Here is a 5,634-nt window from a genome sequence, read left to right on the forward strand (position 1 = left end):
AAAACGGGGGAGGATCACAGGCGCGGTCCTACGCGATGTCGGCCTTGCCGCGTCGGTGATCGTGGTCGGCGATGACGCGGCTCAGGAGTTCTGCAAGGCACTTGCGTTCCGAGGGGGTGAGAGCTGCCACAGTGAGGGCGTGCGCCGAGCGCGCCGCCGGCTCCATGGTGCCGTGAAGCGCCTCGCCCGCTTCTGTGAGGCGGCAGATCTGAGCGCGGCGATCCGTCGGCGATGTCGTGCGGCTGACCAGCCCGCGAGCAGCCAGCCGCTTAAGGGCACCCGTGGTCGTCGTGCGGTCGAGAGCGGCCGCGTTCGCCAGAGTGGTCTGGTCGGCTTCCTTCAGGTCGCGCAGCAGCGAGAGCAGGCTGTACTGCAGCGGTGTGATGCGGAAGGCGGCACAGCGCTCCGAAAAGAGGCTGACGTGGATCTGGTGCATCCGGCGCGCCAGGAAACCGGGGCGCTCGGACAGCGGCCAGAACGGCGCCTCGGCAACCTGTTCGGACCCGGGCACCTCCTGCGCAGGCTCGGCCCGCGGAACCTCATCCATCGATCTCCTCCTTAGACGATCTCCAGCCTTGGCACGCCACATGCAGAGCCGGAGATACGAAGCATGCTTCGCTTTTGGCAAGAACAAGGCCGGCCTCCACCGGCCGCGATCACGAGGTCGAGAGATGGACAACGCCCAGCCTGATCCGCGCCGCTACGACCTGATCCTGCGCGGCGGACGCGTGATCTGCCCCGCCTCCGGTATCGACGGCGTCCGCGACGTGGCGGTGCGCGACGGGCGCATCGCCGCGGTCGAGGAGACCATCCTGCCCTCCGCCGCCGCGGAGATGGTCGACGTCTCGGGCAAGCTGGTGCTGCCGGGCATGATCGACACCCACGGCCACGTCTACCAGTACGTCACCGGCCGCTTCGGCCTGAACCCCGACATGGTCGGCGTGCGCTCGGGCGTCACCACGGTGATCGACCAGGGCGGTCCGAGCTGCATGACCCTGCCGGGCTTCCGCCACTTCATCGCCGAGCAGGCCGAGACGCGGGTGCTCGCCTTCCTGTCGGCCTATCTGGTCGGCGGCCTGGAGGGCCATTTCTACCCGAACCTCTACAGCCCGGACGGCGTCGACATCGAGGCGACGGTGAAGTCGGCGGTCGAGAACCGCGACCTCGTGCGCGGCATCAAGGGGCATGCCGAGATCGGCGGCTTCGCCCGCTGGGGCATCAAGGTCATGGAGATGGCCGCCGAGATCAGCCGGCGGGCGGACCTGCCGCTCTACGTGCATTTCGGCCAGCTCTGGGGCCTGCCGGAATCGGGCGCCAACGGCGAGGACGCCGACACCATCGTCGAGCGGGTGATCCCGCTGCTCCGCCCCGGCGACGTGCTGGCCCATCCCTTCACCCGTCACCCCGGCGGCTTCATCAACGAGGCGGGCGAGGTCCACCACATCATCCGCCGGGCGATGAATGCGGGGCTCAGGGTCGATGTCGGCCACGGCAGCCACTTCTCCTACCGGGTCGCCCGCGCCTCGCTGCCGGCCGGCATCATCCCCTACACGCTCGGCGCCGACATGCACGGCTACAACACCGAGGTGCCCGAGGCCCCGAAGCCCGCCGGCACCCCGGACGAGCACCACGACGACGAGAACCACCCCTTCCTCGGCCAGGCCCGCTTCAGCCTCACCCAGGCGATGAGCTCGATGATGGCGCTGGGGCTGTCGCTGGAGGAGGTCGTGCCGATGGTGACCTCCCACCCGGCCGAGATGCTGCGCATGAGCGACAGCCTCGGCGCTCTGAAGGTCGGCCGCGTGGCCGACGTCTCGGTGCTGCACGACGACCGCGGCCGCTTCCTCCTGCGCGACAACGAGGACACCAAGGTCGTGGCCGAGCGGCTGCTGCGCCCGGCCTTCTGCCTGCGGGCGGGCCGCCGCTTCGAGGCCGACTCGCCGATCCTGCCTCAGGCGATCGCGGCCTGAGGGGCGTGCCGATGCCCGCCTTCATCCTCGACGACCCGAGGCCACCGGACCCGCGCCGCCGCTGGGCGGAGCTGGACCCGGCAGCCCGCGGCGCCTGTTACGACAACAACGCGGGCGTCCCCGACAGCGCCGCGCAGGTGGCCGCGCGCAACGCCGCCTCCGCCGCCTACCGGTCGGCGCGGGCGGACCACATCGACATCCCGTATGCGGGGCCTGAGCGGACCGCCTTCGACCTCTACCCGGCGGGCGCCTCCGCGCCCTGCCTCGTCTTCGTCCACGGCGGCTACTGGCAGCGTAACACGCGCGCCGACTTCGCCTGCTTCGCCGAAGGCCTGAACGCCGCCGGCTGGTCGGTCGCGATGCCGGGCTACAGCCTCGCGCCGGAGGCAAGCCTCGCCGCGATCGTCGCGGAGATCGGCGCGAGCCTCGACTGGCTGGCCGCGCACGGGTCGGAGCACGGGATCGGCGGCCCGCTCGTGCTGTCCGGCTGGTCGGCGGGCGCGCAGCTCGCCGCCCTCCATCTCGGCCACCCGGCTGTGGCGGCGGGCCTCGCGATCTCGGGCGTCTACGACCTCGCGCCGATCCGCGACACCTACCTGAACGACAAGCTGCAACTCACCGACGACGAGATCGCGACCCTCTCGCCCCTGCGGCTCCCGGTCGTGGAGAAGCCCCTGACGATCGCCTACGGCACCCGCGAGCTGCCGGCCCTCGTCCACGACGCGCGCAACCTCAATGCCCTGCGGGCCGCCGCCCACGCGCCCGGCGCGCTGCTGCCGGTGCCGGGCGCCGACCACTTCTCGATCCTGAACGAATTCCGGCAGCCCGACGGCCTGCTGGTGCGCGCGGCGCAAGGTCTGCTGGGAGGCTCCCGATGAGCGCCGAGGGCGTCGGGGCGCCGCTGCCCCGCAAGGAGGACGACCGCCTGATGCGCGGGCGCGGCCAGTATGTCGGCGACATCCGCCTGCCCGGGATGCAGGACGTGGCCTTCGTGCGCAGCCCCCTGGCGCACGCCCGCATTCGGGCGATCCACGTGCCGGAGGCGTTTCGCGATCGGGTCTTCACCGCCGCCGACCTCGACGGCGTGCTGCCGATCCGCGCGGTCTCGGGGCTGCCGGGCTTCAAGGTCTCCGAGCAGCCGGTGCTGGCCACGGGCAAGGTCCGGCAGGTCGGCGAGCTGGTGGCGATGTGCGTGGCACCCACCCGCGCCGAGGCCGAGGACATCGCGGCGTCCGTCGTCCTCGACCTGGAGGAGCTGCCGGCGATCCACGACATGCTGGCGGCGCGCGCGCCCGGTTCCGCCCTCGTCCATGAGCACTGGGGCGACAACGTCTTCCTGGAGACGCTGGTCGACGTGAACATCGCGGCCGCGCTCGACGCGCCGATCCGGGTCAGCCGCACCATCTCGACCGGCCGGCAATGCATGGCGCCGATCGAGGGCCGCGGCACCGTCGTCCAGCTCGACCGCCGCCTCGACCAGCTCGTCGTCCACACCGCGAGTCAGATGCCGCACATCGTGCGAAACGGCCTCTCGGAATGTCTCGGGATCGAGCAGGGCCGCATCCGCATCGTCTCGCCGGATGTCGGCGGCGGCTTCGGCTACAAGGCGATCCTGCTCGCCGAGGACGTGGCTTTGTGCTGGCTGGCGCTCCGCTGCGGCCATCCGGTGCGCTGGCTGGAGGACCGGCGCGAGCATCTCACCGCCAACGCCAATTGCCGCGAGCACCATTACCGCATCACCGCCTACGCGGAGCGCGACGGGACCCTGCGGGGCATCGACTGCGAGGCGACCGTCGATTCCGGCGCCTACTCGGCCTACCCGTTCTCGGCCTGCCTGGAGGCCGCGCAGGTCGCCAGCATCCTGCCGGGGCCCTACGACTTTCCCGCCTACCGCTGCCGCACGTGGTCGGTCGCGACCAACAAGTGCCCGATCCTGCCCTACCGGGGGGTCGCCCGCACCGGCGTCTGCTTCGCCCTCGAACTCGTGCTCGACGCGGTCGCCCGCGAGGCCGGTATCCCGCCGGAGGTCGTGCGCGAGAAGAACCTCGTGCGGCCCGGGCAGATGCCGTTCGAGAACATCACCCGGAAGCATTTCGACAGCGGCGACTACCCGGAGGCGCTGGCCCGTGCCCTCAAGGCCATCGACGTGGAGGCCGTGCGCGCCCGGCAAGCCAGGGCTGAGCCCGACGGACGCCGCATCGGCCTCGGCCTGTCGATCTACTGCGAGCAGGCGGCGCACGGCACCTCGGTCTATTCCGGCTGGGGCATCCCGATGGTGCCGGGCCACGAGCAGGCCTCCGCCCGGCTCACCCCGGACGGCGGGCTCGAACTCCGGATCGGCGCCCATTCCCACGGCCAGGGCCTGGAGACGACGCTGGCCCAGGTCGCCCACGAGATCCTGGGCGTGCCGGTGGCGCGCACTCGGCTCGTCCACGGCGATACCGCGATGACGCCCTACTCGACCGGCTCCTGGGGCTCGCGCGTGATGGTGATGGCGGGCGGCGCGGTCGCCGCCGCCTGCGAGGAGCTGCGCGACCGCGCCGTACGGATTGGCGCCCACCTGCTCCAGGCGAGGCCCGAGGAGTGCCGCTTCGAAGGGGGCCACGTGGTCGGGCCCGCAGGCGACGTGCCGCTCGAGGCCATCGCCCGCACCTGGTACCGGCGTCCGCAGGATCTCGCCCCCGACACCGATCCGGGCGGGCTCGAGGTCACCGCCGGCTACAAGCCGCAGCGCGATTCCGGCACCTTCTCGTACGCGGCGCACGCGGCCGTGGTCGCGGTCGATCCCGATCTCGGGGCGGTCGAGATCCTCGACTACGTCATCGTCGAGGACGGCGGCACGCTGGTGAACCCGCTGGTCGTCGACGGCCAGATCTACGGCGGCCTCGCGCAGGGGATCGGCACCGCTCTCTTCGAGGAGATGCGCTTCGACGGCCGCGGCCAGCCGCTCGCCTCCACCTTCGCCGACTACCTGCTGCCGGGCCCCGCCGAGGTGCCGATGGCGCGCATCGACCACATGGAGACGCCCTCCCCCTACACGCGCTTCGGCCAGAAGGGCATCGGCGAGGGCGGGGCCATCGCGCCGCCGGCGGCCATCGCCAACGCGGTCAACGACGCGCTGGGTCCGCTGGGCGTCGAGATGCTGCACTCCCCCGTCACCCCCCACCGGATCGTGGAGGCGGTGCTGGCCGCCCACCCGGACTCGACCCGCGCGAGGCAAGCTGCATGAAGCCCTCCCCCTTCGCCTGGGAGCGCCCGGCCAGCCTGCCCGCGCTCCTCAACCGCCTCGGCGAGGCCACCGGCTCCGTGAAGCTGATCGCGGGCGGCCAGTCGCTCGGGCCCATGCTCAACCTGCGCCTCGTCGAGCCCGACCTCGTCCTCGACATCACCGGCATCCCCGAACTCAGGCAGGCCCGCCTGGAGGGCGGCACCCTCATGCTCGGCGCCTGCGTGACCCATGCCGACATCGAGGACGGGCGCGTGCCCGACAACACCGGGGGCGCCCTGCGGCGGGTGGCCTCGGCCATCGCCTACCGGCCGGGGCGCAACCGCGGCACGGTCGGCGGCAGCCTCGCCCACGCGGATCCGGCCGCCGACTGGGTGAGCGCCCTCACCCCGCCCCGCGCCACGGTCGAGATCGCGGGGCGCGACGGGCGCCGCACCC

The 5,634-nt window shown here is 72.3% G+C and carries 5 protein-coding genes; 4 read left to right on the plus strand and 1 reads right to left on the minus strand.

The features are described 5' to 3' along the window. Positions 1-28 precede the first annotated feature (28 nt). Positions 29-547, minus strand: coding sequence for a MarR family winged helix-turn-helix transcriptional regulator (locus VQ02_RS27220; RefSeq protein WP_053080565.1), 519 nt, complete (start codon positions 545-547; stop codon positions 29-31). 124 nt (positions 548-671) lie between these two features. Here VQ02_RS27220 and VQ02_RS27225 point away from each other — a divergent pair, with 124 nt between their 5' ends. From VQ02_RS27225 to VQ02_RS27240, 4 genes are all read left to right on the plus strand, one after another. After that, entirely contained in the window at positions 672-1,970 is a 1,299-nt protein-coding gene (locus VQ02_RS27225; protein WP_048447378.1) for an amidohydrolase/deacetylase family metallohydrolase, read from the plus strand. An 11-nt stretch (positions 1,971-1,981) separates the two neighbouring features. Beyond that, entirely contained in the window at positions 1,982-2,848 is an 867-nt protein-coding gene (locus VQ02_RS27230) for an alpha/beta hydrolase (RefSeq protein ID WP_053080566.1), read from the plus strand. Continuing rightward, on the plus strand, positions 2,845-5,199 hold the full coding sequence (locus VQ02_RS27235; protein ID WP_048447379.1) for a xanthine dehydrogenase family protein molybdopterin-binding subunit: 2,355 nt from the start codon (positions 2,845-2,847) through the stop codon (positions 5,197-5,199). Before VQ02_RS27230 ends, VQ02_RS27235 begins: the two co-directional genes overlap by 4 nt. Then, positions 5,196-5,634, plus strand: a 439-nt coding sequence (locus tag VQ02_RS27240) for an FAD binding domain-containing protein (protein WP_048447380.1), incomplete at its 3' end; no start/stop codon positions are given. The genes VQ02_RS27235 and VQ02_RS27240, both read left to right, overlap by 4 nt.

The organism is Methylobacterium variabile, from assembly GCF_001043975.1.
GTDB classification, from domain to species: domain Bacteria; phylum Pseudomonadota; class Alphaproteobacteria; order Rhizobiales; family Beijerinckiaceae; genus Methylobacterium; species Methylobacterium variabile.

What these genes read in the sequence shown, in the direction of transcription:
- VQ02_RS27230 (WP_053080566.1), top strand. Translation starts at nt 1,982, where the DNA reads ATGCCCGCCTTCATCCTCGACGACCCGAGGCCACCGGACCCGCGCCGC.
- VQ02_RS27235 (WP_048447379.1), top strand. Translation starts at nt 2,845, where the DNA reads ATGAGCGCCGAGGGCGTCGGGGCGCCGCTGCCCCGCAAGGAGGACGAC.
- VQ02_RS27220 (WP_053080565.1), bottom strand. Translation starts at nt 547, where the DNA reads ATGGATGAGGTTCCGCGGGCCGAGCCTGCGCAGGAGGTGCCCGGGTCC.
- VQ02_RS27225 (WP_048447378.1), top strand. Translation starts at nt 672, where the DNA reads ATGGACAACGCCCAGCCTGATCCGCGCCGCTACGACCTGATCCTGCGC.